This is a genomic window from Streptomyces sp. GC420, from assembly GCF_009916105.1.
Classification (GTDB): domain Bacteria; phylum Actinomycetota; class Actinomycetes; order Streptomycetales; family Streptomycetaceae; genus Streptomyces.
Map to the genome: position 1 here is coordinate 1 of NZ_JAAAXQ010000149.1, position 17,503 is coordinate 17,503.

General features: G+C 71.2%; 13 protein-coding genes, 2 tRNA genes, 1 pseudogene and 1 riboswitch. Of the genes and pseudogenes, 4 read left to right on the top strand and 12 right to left on the bottom strand.

The genetic code is table 11. The annotated features are described in order from the left end of the window. On the top strand, positions 1 to 1,300 hold a 1,300-nt coding region (locus GUY61_RS19355), incomplete at its 5' end, for a PrsW family intramembrane metalloprotease (RefSeq protein WP_398956095.1). Between the two features lie 181 nt (positions 1,301 to 1,481). On the opposite strand, the gene GUY61_RS19360 is transcribed toward GUY61_RS19355, so the two are convergent. Together GUY61_RS19360 and GUY61_RS19365 are read right to left on the bottom strand one after the other, a co-directional pair. After that, the gene (locus tag GUY61_RS19360; protein ID WP_313896740.1) at positions 1,482 to 2,525 is read right to left on the bottom strand and encodes a M23 family metallopeptidase; all 1,044 of its coding nucleotides are present in this window, start codon (positions 2,523 to 2,525) and stop codon (positions 1,482 to 1,484) included. A gap of 11 nt (positions 2,526 to 2,536) precedes the next feature. Further along, positions 2,537 to 2,704, bottom strand: a riboswitch (cyclic di-AMP (ydaO/yuaA leader). Between the two features lie 402 nt (positions 2,705 to 3,106). After that, a tRNA-Met gene (locus GUY61_RS19365) sits at positions 3,107 to 3,180 on the bottom strand. Positions 3,181 to 3,455: 275 nt separating this feature from the next. Here GUY61_RS19365 and GUY61_RS19370 point away from each other — a divergent pair. Next, positions 3,456 to 5,144, top strand: a complete 1,689-nt coding sequence (locus tag GUY61_RS19370) for an AMP-binding protein (protein WP_166631463.1) — start codon at positions 3,456 to 3,458, stop codon at positions 5,142 to 5,144. 326 nt (positions 5,145 to 5,470) lie between these two features. On the opposite strand, the gene GUY61_RS19375 is transcribed toward GUY61_RS19370, so the two are convergent. From GUY61_RS19375 to GUY61_RS19395, 5 genes are all read right to left on the bottom strand, one after another. After that, positions 5,471 to 7,444 carry an Ig-like domain repeat protein gene (locus tag GUY61_RS19375; RefSeq protein ID WP_166631472.1) on the bottom strand — a complete coding sequence of 658 codons (1,974 nt, stop codon included), beginning with the start codon at positions 7,442 to 7,444 and terminating at the stop codon, positions 5,471 to 5,473. A 434-nt stretch (positions 7,445 to 7,878) separates the two neighbouring features. Further along, positions 7,879 to 9,546: a PA14 domain-containing protein gene (locus GUY61_RS39210; protein WP_313896742.1), complete on the bottom strand. Its 1,668-nt coding sequence runs from the start codon at positions 9,544 to 9,546 to the stop codon at positions 7,879 to 7,881. A 409-nt stretch (positions 9,547 to 9,955) separates the two neighbouring features. Then, on the bottom strand, positions 9,956 to 10,273 hold the full coding sequence (locus GUY61_RS19385; RefSeq protein ID WP_166631464.1) for a MazG-like family protein: 318 nt from the start codon (positions 10,271 to 10,273) through the stop codon (positions 9,956 to 9,958). Positions 10,274 to 10,280: 7 nt separating this feature from the next. Next, positions 10,281 to 10,922, bottom strand: a complete 642-nt coding sequence (gene tmk / locus GUY61_RS19390) for a dTMP kinase (RefSeq protein ID WP_166631465.1) — start codon at positions 10,920 to 10,922, stop codon at positions 10,281 to 10,283. After that, a complete protein-coding gene (locus GUY61_RS19395) occupies positions 10,919 to 11,743 on the bottom strand; it encodes a radical SAM protein (RefSeq protein ID WP_166631466.1) in 825 nt (274 codons plus the stop codon). Before GUY61_RS19395 ends, tmk begins: the two co-directional genes overlap by 4 nt. A gap of 36 nt (positions 11,744 to 11,779) precedes the next feature. Between GUY61_RS19395 and GUY61_RS19400 the strand changes: the two are divergent. Together GUY61_RS19400 and GUY61_RS19405 are read left to right on the top strand one after the other, a co-directional pair. Then, positions 11,780 to 12,321 (top strand): annotated as a pseudogene (locus tag GUY61_RS19400) (GNAT family N-acetyltransferase). Between the two features lie 40 nt (positions 12,322 to 12,361). Then, the gene (locus GUY61_RS19405; protein ID WP_166631467.1) at positions 12,362 to 12,538 is read left to right on the top strand and encodes a hypothetical protein; all 177 of its coding nucleotides are present in this window, start codon (positions 12,362 to 12,364) and stop codon (positions 12,536 to 12,538) included. Positions 12,539 to 12,691: 153 nt separating this feature from the next. Here the strand turns inward: GUY61_RS19405 and GUY61_RS19410 are convergent, their stop codons facing one another. From GUY61_RS19410 to GUY61_RS19435, 5 genes are all read right to left on the bottom strand, one after another. Continuing rightward, on the bottom strand, positions 12,692 to 13,270 hold the full coding sequence (locus tag GUY61_RS19410; RefSeq protein WP_166631468.1) for a hypothetical protein: 579 nt from the start codon (positions 13,268 to 13,270) through the stop codon (positions 12,692 to 12,694). Positions 13,271 to 13,365: 95 nt separating this feature from the next. After that, a complete protein-coding gene (locus GUY61_RS19415) occupies positions 13,366 to 13,632 on the bottom strand; it encodes a hypothetical protein (protein WP_166631461.1) in 267 nt (88 codons plus the stop codon). Between the two features lie 333 nt (positions 13,633 to 13,965). Further along, positions 13,966 to 14,229 carry a hypothetical protein gene (locus GUY61_RS19425; protein WP_166631469.1) on the bottom strand — a complete coding sequence of 88 codons (264 nt, stop codon included), beginning with the start codon at positions 14,227 to 14,229 and terminating at the stop codon, positions 13,966 to 13,968. A 450-nt stretch (positions 14,230 to 14,679) separates the two neighbouring features. Continuing rightward, positions 14,680 to 14,752: transfer RNA gene (locus GUY61_RS19430), tRNA-Lys, on the bottom strand. Between the two features lie 183 nt (positions 14,753 to 14,935). Next, complete coding sequence (locus tag GUY61_RS19435) at positions 14,936 to 17,248, bottom strand: DEAD/DEAH box helicase (protein ID WP_166631470.1); 2,313 nt, start codon at positions 17,246 to 17,248, stop codon at positions 14,936 to 14,938. Between the last annotated feature and the right edge of the window lie 255 nt (positions 17,249 to 17,503).

The window sequence follows — 17,503 nt, forward strand, 5'->3', positions numbered from 1 at the left end:
GTACTCACCCCCCGTCCCCCCACTGGGAGTACCGGCGGCACAACACCCCCGCCGCTACCGGCCGTACCGCGCCTTCTGGCGCAGCAAGGGCGTCAGAGCCGGCGCCCTGATCACTCTGCTCGGCCTGTCCGGCCTGGTCATCCTCGCCCTCGTGCGGCAGCAGACCGGCACGGAGGGCTTCCTCGTCGGCCTGGGCCTCGCGGTCCTGCCCGTGCCCCTGCTCGTGGCGGCGTTCCGCTGGCTGGACGGTGTCGCGCCGGGCCCCTGGCGGAACATGGTCTTCGCGTTCGCGTGGGGCGCCTGCGCCGCCGCGCTGATCTCGATCATCGCGAACAGCTTTGCCACGCAGTGGATAGCGACGGCGACGGCGGACCCGACGAGCGCCGACACGATCGGGGCGACGGTGGTGGCCCCGATCGTGGAGGAGTCGGCGAAGGCGGTCGCCGTGCTGCTGCTCTTCCTGTTCCGCAGAAGGGAGTTCACCGGGATCACGGACGGCATCGTCGTCGCGGGGATCACCGCCACCGGGTTCGCCTTCACCGAGAACATCCTCTACCTCGGCAACGCCTTCGGCATGGACCTGGCCGCCGGCAACTCCGGGCTGGCCTCGGTGACGGCCGCCACCTTCTTCGTACGGATCGTCATGTCCCCCTTCGCGCACCCGCTGTTCACGGTGCTGACCGGCATCGGCTTCGGTGTGGCGGCGGTGGCGGCCGCCCACCAGCGGCTGCGCAAGGCTCTGTTGCCGCTGCTCGGGCTGGTGCTGTCGATGGGCATGCACTCGGTGTGGAACGGCTCGCCGGTTCTCGGCGAGTACGGCTTCTACGCGGTGTACGTGTCCTTCATGGTGCCCGTGTTCGCCCTGGTGACCTGGCTGACCATCTGGTCCCGGCAGCGGGAACTGCGCACCATACGCGACGAGTTGCCGCTGTACACCACGACGGGCTGGCTCACCCCGCCGGAGCCGCACGCCCTGTCCTCCATGCGTGCCCGCACCCTGGCCCGCCAGTACGCCGCCCGTATGGGCGGCCCCGAGGCGGCGCGTGCGGTCTCCGAGTACGAGACCTTCGCGACCTCCCTGGCGCTGCTGCGGCACCGGGCCCGCCGGGGTCTGGCGGACCCCGACTTCGCGGCGCGGGAGCGGGAGTTGCTGCACCATCTGTGGCAGCGCAGGGAGCCGGCCCGCCCCGCTCTGGCCCATGCGGCGGCGCTGGCCGCCCCTCCGCCCGCACCGGCGTGGCCGCCTCCGCACGCGCAGCAGCCACCGCCGTGGGACTTCCACAACCCGTACCGGACCTGACGGGCCCGGCACCCGCCGCCTCTGTGGGTCCCGGGTCCGGAAAGCGGCGGACCCAAGGGCAGGACCGGGCCGGGCCGGGCCCCGCCGGGCCGCACCGGCCCCCGCGCATGACCCGGCCGCCGCTCCGTGCGGGGCGGCGGCCGTCGGGGGGACAGGAGGGCGGTGCGGTCGGGTCAGCGGCTCACAGGGTCAGGCCCTTGCTGCGCAGCCAGGCCGCCGGGTCGATCGGGTCGCCGCCGCCGGGCCTGACCTCCAGGTGGAGGTGCGGTCCCGTGACATTGCCGGTGGCGCCGACACGGCCGATGGTCTCGCCGGTGCTGACCTCGCCCGAGGTGACGGTCATGGAGGACAGGTGGCAGTACCAGATCTCGGTACCGTCCTCGAGCTGGAGGACGATGCGGTAGCCGTAGGAGCCGGACCAGCCCGCGGAGGTGATCGTGCCGCCGTGGACCGCCTTGACGGGGGTTCCGGTGGGGGCGGCGAAGTCGAGACCGGTGTGCTGACCGGAGGACCAGTACTCGCCGGACTGCCCGAAGGAGGAGGTCAGCGTGTACGAGGAGGTGGGCAGGGAGTAGCTGGCGGCGAGCTTGGCGAGGCGCTCCGCCTCGGCCTTCTTCGCAGCCTCTTCCTCTGCCTTCTTGCGGGCGGCCTCCTTCTCGGCCTCCGCCTTCTCCTGCTGCTCGGCGGCTTCCTTGGCGGCGGCCTCGGCGGCGGCCTTCTCGGCCGCGGCGCGCTCGGCGGCCTCGGCGGCGGCCTGCTGCTGCTCGGCCTGCTCCATGATCCGGGCGCGCAGTGCCTCGCCCGCGTCGGTGGTGCCCGCGGCGGTGTCGGCGGCGGTGACGCCCGCGCTGGTGAGCGGGGTGGCGGCGACGACGTCCTCGGGCGAGTCCGGCTTGTCGGAGTCGTCGTCCGAGAGGAGGGAGCCGACGTCGGGCAGGGAGTCGGCGACTCCGGCCAGGATCGGGACGGGGGGCTTCTCCTGCGCGGTGGCGATACCGCCGGCGCCGACCGCGGCCATGACGCCGACGCCGAGAACCGTGGAGCTACGGGCGAAGCCTCCGCCGCGCTGCCTGGCGACGCGGTGCCGGCCGCGGACGGGCCGTATGGACTCGGCGGTGGGGTTCCACTCGCCCCAGGTCCGGTTGTCCGTCCCCCCGGTGGTCTCCTCCGGTCCGAAGACGGTGGTTTCCGGGGCAGGGCTGGTCTGGCTGCGGGCGGACGCCACTGAGGCGCACTCCTTTCCTTCCTTCTCGCCTACCGGGTTAGCTGACGGGTTCGGAGCAGGAAGGTCTCCTACGGACGGCCGGTGAAGGCTGTCCGATTCACCCCAGAGGTGTGGTTCCCCGGTTCCCTTTCGGGTGGTGCTGGTGCTGCTGTTGGTGCGGGATTCGGCGATTGAGCGCGGAGCCATCTCTTGCGACAGCTGTGACGACCGCGCTGCGTTATCGAACGTTAATAGAGGTCGTGTGCTTATTCCAAGCTCTCCTGGGAGATCCTTTACCCTTCCCGGAGGTACGGACGGGTCAAATAGGGGCACAAGCCGCCACATTGACGCGCCCACGGTTCACCCTCCCCGCGATTTGTCAACTGACAGTATGTCAGTTGTTATGCGGAGGGGGACGGTTCGGCTACCCAGCGTGAAACCCACCCCCGGGCGCGGAGCCCGGCCCCGCACGCCGCCCTGGCGGCGACCGGATCGCACGCGGCCCGGCGGCGACGTCAGCGGGGCGGAAAGACGGGGGATGCGGGGACGCACAACGCACGAGGGGCCCGGCGCGCCATGCGCACCGGGCCCCTCGTGATCAGTAGCGGGGACAGGATTTGAACCTGCGACCTCTGGGTTATGAGCCCAGCGAGCTACCGAGCTGCTCCACCCCGCGTCGTGTTCTCCACCCTACGGCATCGGCGCCCGTACCCCTAATCGTTTCCCCGCCGGCCCCGTCCTCGCCGGTTGCCACGCACTCCGGGCGGGGAAGGACGGGATCGGACGCCGGGGCGGAAGAACCCGGATCGGGCCGGACCGGGACCGGGCGCACACCGGCACGGAGGACCGGCACGGAAGACCGGGGCGGACGACGGGCGCGCGGAACCGGCGCGGGAGACTGTGGCCGAGGACGGCGACAGCGAAGTCGCCGACGAGGTGAGTGAGGGACGCATGGCTGGCAACGGCGGCACGACGGAGGAGTTCCGGGCGGCACGGGACTTCCTGCTGAAGCACAGGGAGGACTACACGGCGGCGTACGCGGGCTTCAACTGGCCCCGCCCGGAGCGGTTCAACTGGGCGCTGGACTGGTTCGACACGATCGCGGCGGGCAACGACCGCACCGCCCTGCATATCGTCGAGGAGGACGGCAGGGAGGACCGCTACTCCTTCGCCGAGCTGTCCGCCCGCTCCGCCCAGGTCGCCAACTGGCTTCGGGAGCAGGGCGTGCGCGCCGGCGACCGGGTGCTCGTGATGCTCGGCAACCAGGTGGAGCTGTGGGAGACGGCGCTGGCCGCGATGAAGCTGCGGGCCGTCGTCATCCCGGCGACCCCGCTGCTCGGCCCGGCCGATCTCGCGGACCGCATCGAGCGGGGACAGGCGCGGCATGTGGTCGCGCGGTCGGAGGACACCGCCAAGTTCGCCGACGTGCCCGGCTCGTACACCCGCATCCGGGTGGGGTCCGACTTCCCCGCGGGCTGGCTGGCGTACGAGAACGCGTACGGAGCCGCGGAGCGCTTCGAGCCGGACGGGCCGACGCTCGCCGACGACACCCTGATGCTGTACTTCACCTCCGGCACCACCTCGCTGCCGAAGCTGGTCGAGCACACCCACGTCTCGTACCCGATCGGGCATCTGGCGACGATGTACTGGATCGGGCTGAAGCCCGGCGACGTGCACCTGAACATCTCCTCGCCCGGCTGGGCCAAGCACGCCTGGTCCAACCTCTTCGCGCCGTGGAACGCGGAGGCGACCGTCTTCATCCACAACTACACGCGCTTCGACGCGACCCGGCTGATGAACGAGATGGACCGGGCCGGCGTGACCAGCTTCTGCGCCCCGCCGACCGTGTGGCGCATGCTCATCCAGGCCGACCTCACCCAGCTGCGCACCCCGCCGCGCGAGGTCGTCGCCGCCGGCGAACCGCTGAACCCCGAGGTCATCGAGACCGTACGGCGCACCTGGGGCGTGACCATCCGCGACGGCTTCGGCCAGACGGAGACCGCCGTGCAGGTCGCCAACCCGCCCGGCCAGCCGCTCAAGCCCGGCTCGATGGGCCGGCCCAGCCCGGGGTACGTCGTCGAACTGCTCGACCCTGTCACCGGCAAGCCCGGCGCGGACGAGGGCGAGATCTGCCTGGACCTGTCGGCCCGCCCGGTCGGGCTGATGACCGGCTACCACGGCGACCCGGAGCGCACGGCCGAGGCCATGGCGGGCGGCTACTACCGCACCGGGGACATCGGCTCCCGCGACGCCGACGGCTATCTGACGTACGTCGGCCGCGCGGACGACGTCTTCAAGGCCTCCGACTACAAGATCTCGCCCTTCGAGGTGGAGAGCGCGCTGCTGGAGCACGAGGCGGTCGCCGAGGCCGCAGTCGTCCCGGCCCCCGACCCGGTGCGCCTCGCCGTGCCGAAGGCGTACATCGTCCTGGCCGCGGGCTGGGAACCGGGCCCGGCCACCGCCAAGGCGATCTTCGAGCACGCGCGGGCGGTCCTCGCCCCGTACAAGCGCGTCCGCGTCATCGAGTTCGGGGACCTGCCGAAGACGGTCTCGGGGAAGATCCGCCGCATCGAACTCCGCGAGGCGACGGCGGCGGGTTCCACGGCCGAGTACCGCGAGGATGACCTGCGCGGTTCCTAGTCCCCTGCCGTTCTCCCGGCGCGGCCGGCGCCGGCACGCGTACGGCCCCCGCGCGGACGCGGGGGCCGTGGCGGCGGACCGGTGGCCCGGGACACCGATGCCTAGTGCCGCGTCGGCCGAGGTTCGCCCCGTCGCGACGCCCTGCACGGCACTCCCCCGCAGCCCTCCGGGCACGGGGGGTACCCCCACGCTGCGTTGGCCGAAAGCCCGAGCAGGCCCACTACGAGGGCTTCCGGCCGCCTTGCGATGCTCCCCCTGCCTCCGGCGGGAGGTGCCCCCGGCACCGGACGCCGCTCCTCAGCGGGCAAACCCCGACCGACGCGGCACTAGTTGGTGAAGGTGAAGTACTTCCACGCCCCGTGGGTCGTGGAGTTCACGTTGTCGCCGGAGGAGTTGTTGATGTACGACGACCGCACCCGCGCACGGATGCCGGCCTCGCCCGGCGCGCCCAGGCGGACGGCGGACTTGCCGTCCGCGCCCAGGGCGTAGTACTCGGAACCGGCCTCGTACCACGTGCCCTGGTAGTACACCTGGAGCTGCAGCCGCTGCTGGCGCCCCTGGTAGTAGTTCATCGTGGTGGTGAAGACCGGGTCGGTGTTCTTACGGAAGTAGTAGTACTTCCTGGAGCCGATCGTGCCCGTCCTGTAGTGCTTGGAGACGGCCATGGAGACCTTCGCCCTGGCGTACGCCGTCGACTTCGCCGTCTTCGGCGCGTAGCGGGCGTCACCCTCGAAGACGGCGGTGACGGTGGTGTCACGCTTCATGTCCACCGTCGCCGACAGGTTGCCGCTGGAGTTGACCCTGGCCTTCTTCAGCAGCTTCTTGGGCTTGTCGGCGCCGAAGGGGTCGGCGTAGATCGCGACCGTCCGGTTCTTGTACGTCGTACCGAGGTGCGCGGTGAAGGAGACGTCCTTGCCGTACGAGTAGACCTTGCCGTTGCGGTTCAGGGTGAGGGTGGTCTTCTTGCGCGTGACCTCCACCGTGTCCGAGCCCGTGGCGGCGGCGTGCGCCGCGTCGCCCGTGTAGGCCACCTTGTAGGTGACCTTGCCGCCCGCGGGCGGGGTGTCCGTGAAGGAGAAGCCGCCGTCGGCCTTCGTCTTGACGGCGGGCAGCGCCTTGCCGCCCGGGGACTCGAGGTCCGTACGGGTCACGTTGAGGACAGTGCCCGCCGGGAGCGCCGTCCTCGACGTCAGTTTCCCGGTGACGGTGAGCTTCTCGGCCCGGTCGCCGCCGGCGGGGGCCGACACCTTGAGGGTGGGGATCTCCTTGGCGGGGTCGGTCAGGGCGCGGATGCTGAACGTGCCGTAGCTGTTGACCGAGACGGCGAACACCCGGCTGAGGTCGGGGGCCCAGGCCAGCGCGCCGTCGGCCAGCGTGTCGGCGCCGCTGCTGTTGCCCGTGTTGGGGAAGTCGTACTCCCTCACCGGCGTGGTGTCGCCCGCCCTGTGGATGTGGACGTCCGGTTCGTACCAGGAGGAACTGCCGCCCGCGACGGTCCCGTCGGGTGCCACGGCGATCGCGTTCGGGTAGGCATCGGTGGGATACCTGCCGACCTGCTTGAGGTCGGTGGTGGAGTACGCGGGGAAGGCGTAGCCCTGGCCGCCGTTCTCCCAGGAGGTGAGGACCTGCTGCCCGTCGGGCGTCAGGTCGATCTGCTTCACGTCCGTGTCCATGTCGCCGACGACGCGCGGCACGGCGCCGTCCGCGGAGACGTCGTAGACGGCGAGCCGGCCGCCGGCGCCCACCGCCAGCACGCCCGGCGCGGACGGGTCGGAACCGAGGAGCAGCGGGCCGTAGAAGAAGTTCACGCCCGTGTTCAGGCCGAGCGTCACCGCGGGCTCGGCACCGGAGACGTCGAGCGAACCGAGGTTCGCCCCGTACCCGAACCAGATGCGGCCGTCCACGACCTCCAGGTTGGCCGGTGCGTCCGCCCCCGCCAGCGCGTAGCTCGCGCTCTGCTTGTACGTCAGCGTGTCCACGGAGACGATGCGGTCGCTGTCCTTGACGGCCGCGTACACCTGGCCGGAGTCGGCGGACAGGGCCAGGCCCTCCACGCCGGGCAGGCCGGTGACGGTCGCCTTGACCGTGCCCGCGTAGTCGGTGACGACGATCTTCCCGCCCAGCGGGTCGGACACGTAGACCCGCTTGTGGACTCCGTCGACTGCGAGGTCGCCCACCGAGGCGACCGGCAGGACCTTGCTGGAGTCCGCGGCGGCGGTGCCGGCCGTGGTCGCGACCAGGGCCGCCGAGCTGAAGAGGACCGCGAGTGCCGTCGCGGTCGAGATGCTGCGCCTGCGCACAGTGATGTGTACCCCCACATGAGAACCCGGCGCTGGGCCGGAAGAAGAGAGAGGCCGCGCGTCCCCCTGCGCCGACGACGGCGCGGAGCGCTACCTGTGAACGCAGCGTATGACATGTCAGTGACAGTCGGGCACCGGGTTTTCCCCGGTGCGCCGGCTCCCACCGGGCCCGGCGCGCCCCGAACCGCGGCCGGTTCGCGGCTGCAGTACCAATCTCGCCAAATCGTGCGCGACATTGGCGCATAATCGCCCCGCCACCGGGCACACGAGAGATGGGTCCCGCCGCGTTTCCCCCGTCGCGGCGGGGCCTCATTCGTTCGTGCTGTCCTCCGGACGACACGGCGGCCCGGCCGGAAGCGGCGCGGTTGCACTGCTGGGCCCGGCCGGGCGTGACGGACCCGCGGGTGACGCGCGCCGGGCCGCCGGCGCGGCGCTCAGCGGTAGACCATGACCTCCACCGAGGAACCGTGTTCGCCCGTGCGGCCGTAGACGTCAACGGCGTGCACCGTGGCCGTGCACGGGCCGGTGTACTGCGGGGTCCACGAGATGGTGCCCGTGGTCGTCAGTCGGGTGCCGCTGTCGCCGCAGGCTCCGGAGATCTCCCAGGAGTAGCCCTTCAGCTGCCGTCCCTCGTCACCCGCGCCCGGCAGGGCCTCGATGACCATGGGGAAACGTGTTCCCCCCTCGGAGACCACGGTCAGCCGCGGCGCGGCCGGCCCGGTCGCGGTGGCCGCGGTGAGGCGGTCGACGACGGCCTCGGCCGAGGGAACCGACTCGGCGCCCGCACCGTCGACGGCGACGACGTGGTAGAAGGCCTTGCCCTGCGGAGCCGAGGTGTCGTCGTACCGCGCGGCCGACGCCCCGGCGCTGCTGCCCACGAGCGTCCAGGCGCCGTTGGCGTCCGTGCGCCGGTAGACGCGGAATCCGGTGACCTCGCCCTCGACGGGTGCCCAGGTGAGACGGGTGTGCGCGTCTGCGGGCGTGCCCTGGAGCGCGGTCGGCGCGGGGACGGTGGACGCGACGGGGCGCGTGACCGTCAGCGGGTCGGAGACCGGGGAGAGGTTCTGTGCGCCGTCGACGGCGCGGATCGTGTACGTGTAGGGCGTTCCCGCGTCCGCGACGGGGTCCGTGTACGACGTGCCGAAGACGGTCGCGGGCCCGTCCGGGTCCGACCGCCCCTCGGGCGCGCCCCACACCTCGTAGTGGTGCACGTCGTTCGACGAAGAGGCCTGCCACGTCAGTGAGTTGCCTGCGGTCGTGCCCAGCGCCGACAGGCCGGTGACCCGCTCCGGGGCCGTCCGGTCGGCGGTGGTGACGCTCTGGTCCGCCGTGCCTGCCGAGACGTTGCCGGCTTTGTCGTGGGCGCGGACCTCGTAGTAGTAGGTCGCGCCGGTCACCGGGAGGGTCGCGTCGGTGTACGAGGTGGACGTGGTGGTCGCGAGCGGCGTACTGCCGAAGGAGGTGCCCTTGAGACGGCGGTACACCTTGTACCCCGCGAGATCCATCTCCTTGTTCTTGGCCCAGGTCAGCTTCGCCTTGCCCGTGACGGAGTCGTACGACACGGAGGTCCCGGCCGGAGTCAGCGGCTTGACCTTGTCGACGTCGGCCGAAGTGCGCGGCGTGTAACCGAACTTGACGTTGGCCGTGCCGGTCCAGTTGACGAAGTCGACGCGGAGGGTGTGCTTGCCGGACGGGATCGTGACGTTGACCGTCTGCTTCGCCGTCGTGGACACGTTCTTCCACAGGTCGATCTTGCGGACGCCGTCGAGGTGGACGCGGATGCCGTCCTGGGCGGAGGCGGCGAAGGAGAAGGGCCCTCCGGAGCCGAAGTCGCGGGTCACGGTCCAGCGGACCGAGAAGTAGTTGGACGGCAGCCCGGAAGCCGGAGCTCCGGTGCCCCAGTTCTGGTCGACGGCGCTGTCGCAGTCGGTCTTCTTCGGCGTACCGGAGAAGGTGGTGTTGGCGAAGAACTGCCGCTTGAACACCGGGGAAGCGCAGCTGACGGCGGCGGAGGCCGGAGTTGCGGTGGCGGTGAGCAGACCGCCCACCGTCGCGGCGGCGACGACGGAGGAGACGGATCTCAGCCGGGAACGGATTTCCACAGGTGGGAGAGCCTTTCGGACCTGATCGAGAGGTGCTCTCACAAGACCGGCAGGGCGTGCGTTTGGTTGTACGGGATCATCCGCGTGCCGGACGGCGACGAGCGGCGGCGGCCCCCACCACGGCCACCGGACGCGTCGGCGGTGGCTCGGTGCGGGCGACGGCCCCACCACCTCCGGCGGCAGGTGCCCAGGGACACGTGCCGCCACTGCCCGTCCGCCCGCACCAGGGCGGGAACAGCCAAGCGCCCCGGCCGAGACCGGCCGACGCGCTGAGCAACAGGACCAGGCCGCCACCACGGCCGCGGCTTGGCAGACCACCCCCAGGCGGGCCCGACCCCTCACCCCTCGCGGGGCGGGCCCGTCCCCCCACCAGCGGGCACGGTTCACCGCCAGGGCGGGGAAGTCTCGATCAGCCGGGCAGTGAGCGACCGGCGATGAACTCGAGTCGCTCCTCGAAGATCTTCCCCGCGTCCGGGTTGATCGTGGCCAGGGCGACCATGCTGGTGAAGATCACGTCACACAGCTCGTTCTGCACGTCGTCCCAGGTGTGACTGTGGCCCTTGCGTGGATTCGAGCCCAACGCGCCCTGGACAGCCTCGGCGACTTCGCCGGCTTCCTCGGTGATCTTCATCAGGCGCAGGAGCCGCGCCGTCTCCGGTGCTACGGGGCTCTCCTGGTCGAGCCACTCCACGAGACGGGCGATCGTTTCCCAACTGGTGTCTTGCATCGCTGTGTTACTCCGTGGGGGTTGCGGAGAGCGGATGGCCGGTGACGCTACCGGAGGCCGGTGCGAGCGCATCGGCGATTCGGGCAGCGGCCTCCGAAGGGGTGGCCGTCGTGGTGTCGACGACGAGAACGGGCACGCCCATACCGCGCAGGGTGTCGGCGGCCCGCTCGTACAGGGCGACTTCCCGAGCCGGTATGCCCGGGTCGCGCTCGAAGCGGTGGTGAGCCCCGCGCGCCGTGAGCCTCGCCGCGATGGTGGCCGGATCCGCGCTGAGGATGACGGCCAGGTCCGGCGGCCGTATGTCGGCGTTGAGGGCCAGGAGGAAGCACTCGGGGACGCCGTCGAGCTGCTGGACGACGAGGGAGGAGGCCAGGTATCGGTCGCAGACGACGGTCGCTCCCCGGCCGAGCCAGGGGATGACCTCGCGTTCGAGGTGGTCGTACCGGTCGGCGGCCACCAGGCAGGCCAGGGCCCGGCCTGTGACCTGGTCCGCGTGGGACCGGGTGAACGCGCCCAGCTCGCTGCGGGACGGCTCGGTCGTGGCGTGTACCGTCTCGCCGCGCTCGCGCAGCAGCTCGGCCAGCAGCCCCACGGTCGTGGACTTCCCGACGCCGCCGGGCCCGTCGAGCGTGACCAGCCGGCCGCTCATGCCGACACCCCCGCCGTCGTACGGTCGTACTGCTCACGGGTCAGCGCCGCCAGCGTGTGGCGCAGTACCGGCAGGTCGGTGCCGGAGAACTGGATGCCGACGGAGAAGTTGAACTCGTCCCTCGCTCGCATCGCCTCGTCCGCTCCCTGGTCGGACAGGTCGACGTCCCTAAAGGCGAGCATCGCCTCCTCGCTGTGCCCGGCGTCGACGAGTCGCGCCCACACGGGAGTCCCCGGGTAGGGGCGGAACTCGAACACCGACGCGCGGAAACGTCCAGGCAGCCGGTCGTCGAGGTTCCACAGGTCGTAGATGTGCCGCACGGTGGCATCCAGGTCCTCCGGCCGCTCGCCCGGGAACCCGAGGATGAAGTAGCCCTTCACGTTGATGCCGCGGCCCATGAGCCGGCGGGCGACCGCCAGGGTCATGGCGGACGTGATCCGCTTGTCCATCGCCGCGAGGACGCGGTCACTGCCGGACTCGATCCCGAGCGCGACCTCCCGCAGTCCGTTGGCGACGAGGGTGTCCAGCATGGCGTCGCTCTCCCGGGCGAGGACGTTGATCCGGCCGGTGGCGTCCCACACGAACCGGTCCCCGGCCCGGTGGCGGGTGAAGGCCTCCATCATCTCGGCGATGATCCGGTGCGCCCCCAGGAAGAGATCGTCGACGAACCGGAAAGCGGTCACCTGGTAGCGGTCGTGCAGATGGTGCATCTCGCCGAGGATGTTCTCCGGCGCACGGGTGCGGATCTTCACGTCCGCGTTGACGCTCACCGCCGCCCCGCAGAACGCGCAGTCGTACGGGCAGCCGCGAGCGCCGACCATGTTCGCCTTCCACCGCCCCTCGCCCGTCGGGTACGGATCTTGTGGCAGGAACTCCCGGTCGACGAACGGCAGCGCGTCGACGTCCGGCTCCTGCCCGCCTACGAGGAGGTTTACGTCGAGCCCCCGTACTGCGAAGGGCCGCGCGACGTCGCCGAGTTCATCGGCCACTACCAGGTACAGACCCCCAGGCCGGGCTTCCGTCTTGTCTTCGCTCGCGATACCGGAGAAGTGGTCGGCTTCGCGTTCGGCTACCGCCTCTCCCCGGACACCGGCTGGTGGACGAACCTGCTGGACCCGATGCCCGACGAGTTCACCCGCGAGGACGGAGAGCGGACGTTCGTCATCATCGAACTCGCAGTCCGCAAACCGTGGCGCCGCCGCGGCATAGCCCGCGAGCTGCATACCCGGCTCCTGGCGGGCCTGGACGTCGAGCGGGTCACCCTCACCGTGCGCCCCGAACCGGAGGCCTCGCCCCCGCGCAGTCCGCCTACGCCGCCTGGGGCTACCAGACCGTCGGCCGCTCCCACCCGTGGGAAGAGGCACCGTTCTACGACGCGATGGTCCTCTGCCTGCGTTGAGCCGCGCAGCCCACCCGGCCCGCGCCCTTACGATGGGGGTATGTCCCCCTGCCCTTGTGTCGGTCACGGCTGCGCGCGCCCGAATCCGGACCGGGTCAACGACCGCATCCGCCGCCTGGTCGACGAGGCCGGCGGCGCCTGGCCCGCCGAGGAGTACGAGGTCCTGCTCCGCCAGTGGGCGGCCGCGACCCGAGACGACGTCACCGAGGCCGCATAGTGCGAGGGCTCCCCGCCCGGGTTCCACGCTGGGCGGGGGCCGGTCCTCAGCGCAAGCAATGGACAAGGCCGACCGTACAGGTGGGCACCGACAACTCCCGCCAGCGGGCGGGGCACTCGGCGGCATGGTGCTCCCTGATGGGGGACGCGCCCGCTATCGCACCGGAGCGGCGAGCACAGCCCTGGCCTCCCGGATGAAGTTGCGCTGCGCCTGTTCCAGTGCCGTGCTGTGTTCTCCGAACATCCGGATACGCTGCGCGAAGTCCGCAGCGGGAAGGCGCATTGCGTTCGCCTTCGCCTGGATTGCTTCGTGGATGGAAGAGGCCAAGTCGGCCATGGAGTCGGGGCCGGTGATTGCCACCGCTGTAACCGCTCGCTGTAGTGCGTCCAGTGCGGCGTTGGTGGGGGCCCATAGCTCTCGGTGGTCAGCCTCGTCATCCCACTCAGGCTGGACACGAGCACGGATGATCGGGCTGAAGGTGGCATCTGCCTCGCTGCATCGATCAAGGACAGCCGCGAACGCCGCTTGCCGCTCTTCCCTCAACCGGAGCCTTACATCGACGGCTTCTTGGTCCCGCACCTGCCGCCGGATTACTCGGCCTTGGACGAGCGCGCCTCCGAGTGCCCCCGCGAGCGTTCCAGCAATCCCCAGTGCAGCAGCCCACACGGCCGCATCCCCCTGATCCATACCGCGCATCCTCTCGCCCCACCGGTCGATGAGATGCAGAGCCACGTTGATCGACCGTGCAGACGCGTTTCACCTGACTGGTCATCGACCGAGCGATGCAGCTTTCACTCGGATCGCACAGGGAGAGGCGGTGACGCCCATCACCGGTGCGATACGCCCGGCGGGGAGGGCGGCTCCCCCTCCTCGTCCGGGCACAGCCGTGCGAGCCGTGAGTTCGCCAGGTCCACGGCGTCCCGCAGGCTCTCGCCGCTGTTCGGGTAGAGATCGTGCTCGACGCAGGTCAGGCGCGCCTCGATCCCGCCCACGCGCGCCTCGATCCCGCCGACGCGTTCCATCACTCCCGGGCGCTCCTCCTGGCCGGACCAGTCGTCCATGAACTCCTCGGCACGGCGCCCGAGCTGGAGCATCGCGCGTAGGGCCCGCCGGGCGATGGAGCCGACGCCGACGAGGATCGTGACCGCCCCGCCTCACACCAGGACCAGGTCCATGGCGGGGACGCTGGTCGCTTCCACGCTCACCCGCCGCTGCCCGGGCGTCGGTGCGCAGCCGGCCGGGCAGGAGCTGCTGCACGGCGGGGAGTGCCATCACCCGCGCGAACCCGCCGGCCACGGCGAGGGTCGCCGCGGCTCACGGCCACGAGTCCGGCACCCCGGCCTCGGCGAAGATCAGCGGCAGGGCGACGGCGAGGCCGACGGCCGTCTGCAGGACGGTGCGCAGCGCGCGCGGGGTCGCCGTGCTCATCAGTCCTCCACGTCAAATCCGTGGTTCGCGCCGAGCCGCGTCAGCGAGTCCTGGCCGGGGATGCCGTCGGCGGGCTGGCCCGGCTTGCGGCCCCGGTAGCCGCACTCCTCCTGCCAGTCGCTCATCGCCGACTTCGGCGTCCCCGACTTCGGCGTCCCCGGCTCCGGCGAGTCCGACTTCGGCGAGTCCGTCCTCGCCGCCTCGATGAGCCGGGACAGAGACACGGTCGGCCGACGCGGCTTCGAGACAGGTTTCGGTGACATCCGTAGACACGCTGGGTACATTCGCGGCTCGCCCGTGAAGTCAGCCACCGTCACCTTCGGCACGCACATCATCGGCGCCCTCGGCATCGACTGGAAAGACCATCACCCAGACCCGCGAACTGCCCGCGCCGATCCCAGCCGGCGGCAGGGCCGAGCGCACCTGGACCCTGTGCGTGGAGTCCTGGCGGGTGCCACTGGGCATGCACGTCGACACCCTCGACGTCACCGCCGCACTCACCTCATGACCCCGACGGGGTTCCGCGCGACGAGGCTGTCCCCCACCCGGTCGACGCCGTGACGGAACGCGAAGAGGGCCCCGGAACCGGGGCCCTCTGTCGTTCGTGCACTGCCGCACCCGCCCGCGTGCACTTCGGTGGAGCAACGGTGGAGCTAACGATCTTGAAACGAACGAACCCCCGGTCAATAGGCGTCTGACCAGGGGTCCAGGGGTAGGCCGTGTGGGACTCGAACCCACAACCAATGGATTAAAAGTCCACTGCTCTGCCAATTGAGCTAACGGCCCCTGTCGAGTCATCCAAGAGCATAGCCGGACCGGGCCGGAGAGCCGATCCAGTATCGGATGTCCGGCCCGGCGCGGTGGGCGCGCGGAGACGGAAGCGGGCCCGTCCGGAGAGGACGGGCCCGCTTCGTTCAGGCGTCTTCGGGCATCTTCAGGCCGACGGGCCGACGGCCTTCGGCGCCGGGGTCAGCCGTTGCGCTTCCAGCGCGGCTTGTCCTCGCGGCGGGCGCCCCCGAAGGAACCGGTGGAGCGGTGGTCACCGCGGTGGTCGTCACGACGGCCGTACGGACGGTCGGGCGCGGCGGAGCGGTGACCGCCGGCAGGGCGGTCCTCACGGCGGTCACGGTTGAACGGACGGTCGCTGCCGCGGTGGTCGCGGCTGTCACGGCCGAACGAGGGACGACCGCCACGGTCGTCACGACGCTCGAAGGGACGGCCACCACGGTCGTCACGACGCTCGTCACGCCGGTCGTCACGGCGGAAGCCGCCACGGTCCCCGTCACGACGGTCGTCACGACGCTCGAAGGAGCGGCCACCACGGTCGTCGCGGCTGTCACGGCCGAACGAGGGACGGCTACCACGGTCGTCACGACGCTCGAAGGGACGGCCACCACGGTCGTCACGACGCTCGTCACGCCGGTCGTCACGGCGGAAGCCGCCACGGTCCCCGTCACGACGGTCACGGTCGCGGTTGAACGGACGGTCGTTGTCCCGGCGCTCGTAACCCCGGTTGTCCCGGTTGAACGGACGGTCATTGTCCCGGTTGAACGGACGGTCATGGTCCCGGCGGTACCCGCCGCGGTCGCCGTCCCTGCGGTCGCCACCGCGGTCACGGCGCTCGAAGTTGCCCCGCTCGTCACGGCGCTCCTCACGCTCCGAGACGACCGGCTCCGCCACGACCGGAACGGAGACGACGTCGGCCGGCTCCGCGGAGTCCGCCTCGGCGTCGGCGTGGGCACCGGCGGCCGGAGGCTCCTCGCCCCGTTCCCGCGCCGCCCGCGCGACCAGCCGGTCCGCCTCACCGCGCAGCTCGGCGGCGCGCCGCTGGGCGCGCTCCAGCTCCTTGGTGAGTTCGGCGACCTCGCGCTCGGCCTGCTTGGCGGCGTTGCTCGCGGAGTCGGCCTGCACCTCGGTCAGCGACCGGGCGCCGGTGATCTCGGCGACCTCGGGCTCGAAGACACCGGCACCGCCCACGATGTGGCGGGTGGCGTCGACGCCCGCGTCCTCCATCAGCCGGAAGATCTGGCGCCGCTGGTGCGGCAGCGACAGGGAGACGACCACGCCGGAACGGCCGGCCCGCGCCGTACGGCCGGAGCGGTGCAGGTAGTCCTTGTGGTCACCGGCCGGGTCCACGTTCAGCACCAGGTCGATGCCGTCGACGTGGATGCCACGGGCGGCGACGTCGGTCGCGACGAGCACATTGACGTACCCGTCCTTGAAGTCGGCCAGCGTCCGGGTCCGGGCGCCCTGCGTCATGCCGCCGTGCAGCGCGTCGGCCCGCACACCCGCGTCGCGCAGCTGCTCGGCGACGCGGTCGGCGCCGAGCTGCGTACGGACGAAGATGATCGTGCGGCCCTTGCGTGCGGCGATGGCGGCGGTGACCGGGGCCTTGTCCTTCGGCTTCACGATCAGGATGTGGTGGGACATCGTCGTGACCGCGCCCTGGGCCGCGTCGACCTCGTGCGTGACCGGGTTGTTCAGGTAGCGCTTGACCAAGCTGTCGATCTCGTTCTCCAGCGTCGCGGAGAACAGCATGCGCTGGCCGCCCTCCGGGATCTGGTCGAGCAGCTCGGTGACCTCGGGCATGAAGCCGAGGTCCGCCATCTGGTCGGCCTCGTCGAGGACCGCGATCTGCACGCTGTCCAGCGAGCAGGCACCGCGGTTGATGATGTCGCGCAGCCGGCCCGGGGTGGCGACGAGGATGTCGACGCCCCGCTCGAGGGCGTAGATCTGGTTGCCCATCGACGTACCGCCGCAGACGACCTTCATCTTCAGGCCGAGCACGTCGCCGTAGGGCTGGAGGGCGTCCGCCACCTGCATCGCGAGCTCGCGGGTGGGGACGAGGATCACACCGCGGGGGTGCTTCTTCGCGGTGTGGCCGCCCGCCAGCGTGGCGAGCAGCGGCAGGCCGAAGGAGAGGGTCTTGCCGGAACCGGTGCGGCCGCGGCCGAGGATGTCCTTGCCGGCCAGGGCGTCCGGGATGGTCGCGGCCTGGATCGGGAAGGGGGTGGTGACACCGTTCTGGGCGAGCTTGCGGACGATGCCCTCGGGCAGGCCCAGATCGGAGAAGGTGATCTCCGGGGTCGCGGAGGCGGCCTCGGGGGTGTCGGTCCCGGAGGTCTCGGAGGTCTCGGAGCTCTCGGTCTCCAGGACCGGCGTCTCCGAGGTCTGGGGCGTCTCGGCGGTGGTCCCGCCGGCGCTCGGGGCGGACTCGGCCGCCGCCTCGTCGTTCGGGGTGTTCTCGGGCAGGACGACGAGGTCAGAGGTGTTTACGGACATGCGAAATGCGAAACCTTCCGGAGTCTCGGCACGCGCCCAAACTCCGTGTTTTCGCAAAGGACCGCCTCGATGCGGTCAGCCACGGCAAGGGAGAGTACGCGCCACACGCGGCGCTCTCTTGTGGCGCCGGGCAAATGGGATCAAACGATCTACCACCATACGCACTCATCCCCCGTGATGGCAAACCGGGGGCCGGAGGCCGGGCCCCGGGCCGCATCCTCGGCCGCACAGCCCGTCCCGTCCCCCATGCTCCTC